This window comes from Streptomyces sp. NPDC054932 (assembly GCF_053610205.1).
The window spans coordinates 1-1,389 of sequence record NZ_JBSGXU010000394.1 but is presented as its reverse complement, the minus strand read 5'-3'; the positions used below and the strand labels follow the sequence as shown (position 1 = coordinate 1,389).

The following is a 1,389-nucleotide window of genomic DNA, read 5'->3' as shown; positions in this document are numbered from 1 at the left end:
CTAGTAGTGCTTTGTTAGGTGGTGTCGTAGGGCTGCCATGGGGTGGGTTGTCGGCAGGTGGGGCAGGTGCCGGTCCAGGTGGCGATGAGGTGTTGGAGGAGGTCCAGGGCCTGGTAGAGGGTCAGGCCCTGGCAGGGGCTTTTGGGGTCCTCCGCTGTTCGGTGAGGAACAGGTGGGCGGCGGTGACGAGGGTGACGTGGCGGTGCCAGCCGGTGAACGAGCGGCCCTCGAAGTGGTCCAGCCCCAGGCCCGTTTTCAGCTCGCGGTAGTCGTGTTCGATCCGCCAGCGGGCTTTCGCCAGACGGACCAGATCCTTGGCGGGGATCTCCCCGGGCAGGTTCGAGATCCAGTACTTCACTGGTTCGCTCTCGCCCTCGGGCCACTGGGCGATCAGCCAGGACAGAGGGATCGTGCCGTCGGCTGCCGGCTTGGGACGTCGGCCGGCAACCCGGACCCGTAAGAGGACGAAGTGCGAGCTCATCGCCGCTTTCGAGCCCTTGCGCCAGGTCACGGTCAGGCCCTGGCTGCGGCCCGCGGCCAGCACATGTTCGCGCAAGGCGGTCGGTCGGGTGCGGTAGCGGGGCAGCGGCCGGGGACCGAGCCCGCCGTATCCGGGCTGGTGCGGCACCGCCTGTTCGCCATGAGCGGTCATCTCACCCCTGGCCTGAAGTACCCAGGCCAGGCCTCGCTCGTCCAGGCTGTGGCGGAAGTCCGCGTTCGCGCCGTAGCCGGTGTCCGCGACCAGGACTGCGGGCCGCAGTCCGGTGGCGGCGAGCTCGTCGAGCATGTCCAGGGCGAGCTGCCACTTGGGCCGGTGGTGGACGGTGTCGGGGATCCGGCAGGCTCGCCGGCGGGACTCGGCTTCGGGTCCGTCCCAGACGGCGGGCAGGAACAGGCGCCAGGACAGCGGGCAGGAGGCGGTGTCGGAGGCTGCGTGGACACTGACGCCGATCTGGCAGTTGCCGACCTTGCCCAGGGTGCCCGAGTACTGCCGGGCCACCCCGGGCGAGGAACGGCCGTCCTTGGGAAAGCCGGTGTCGTCCACGACCCACACCTGCGGCCGCACCGCTCTCACGGCCCGCCATGCCAGCCGGGCCCGGACGTCCTCGACCGGCCAGGTCGAGGACGTCATGAACTGCTGCAACTGCTGGTGATCGACACCGAGCCGCTCGGCCATCGGCTGCATCGACTTCCGCCGGCCGTCCAACAGCAGCCCCCGCAGATACAAGGCACCCTTCGCCCGCTGGTCCCGCCGCACCAGCGGCGCGAACATCTCAGAGGCGAACTCCTCCAGCCGAGCCCTGACCGCCGCAAGTTCCCCAGCCCTCATACAGCCAGCGAACTACCGCACACCCGACGTGACAAGACCAGATAACAAAGCACTACTAG

The 1,389-nt window shown here is 69.1% G+C and carries 1 protein-coding gene; it reads right to left on the bottom strand.

What is annotated here, in order from left to right; translation table 11 throughout:
- Nucleotides 1-121 precede the first annotated feature (121 nt).
- Nucleotides 122-1,330 carry an IS701 family transposase gene (locus ACWGE1_RS41060; RefSeq protein ID WP_453425572.1) on the bottom strand — a complete coding sequence of 403 codons (1,209 nt, stop codon included), beginning with the start codon at nt 1,328-1,330 and terminating at the stop codon, nt 122-124.
- Nucleotides 1,331-1,389 lie beyond the last annotated feature (59 nt).

Coding starts and splice junctions, on each gene's coding strand:
- ACWGE1_RS41060 (WP_453425572.1), bottom strand. CDS start 1,330: ATGAGGGCTGGGGAACTTGCGGCGGTCAGGGCTCGGCTGGAGGAGTTC.